General features: G+C 62.0%; 1 rRNA gene. It reads left to right on the forward strand.

Going from position 1 to position 205, the window contains the following annotated elements:
• Positions 1-205: ribosomal RNA gene (locus EHS19_RS10600) — 16S ribosomal RNA — on the forward strand; the annotation flags it as partial.

The following is a 205-nucleotide window of genomic DNA, read 5'->3' on the forward strand; positions in this document are numbered from 1 at the left end:
AGTAATGCGTGACCGACCTGCCCTGTACTGCGGAATAGCTCCTGGAAACGGGTGGTAATGCCGCATGCTCCGCACTGCTGCATGGTGGTGCGGGAAAGGTTTTTCCGGTATGGGATGGGGTCGCGTCCTATCAGCTTGACGGCGGGGTGATGGCCCACCGTGGCTTTGACGGGTAGCCGGCCTGAGAGGGCGACCGGCCACATTG

This window comes from Bifidobacterium jacchi (assembly GCF_009078285.1).
GTDB classification, from domain to species: Bacteria; Actinomycetota; Actinomycetes; order Actinomycetales; family Bifidobacteriaceae; genus Bifidobacterium; species Bifidobacterium jacchi.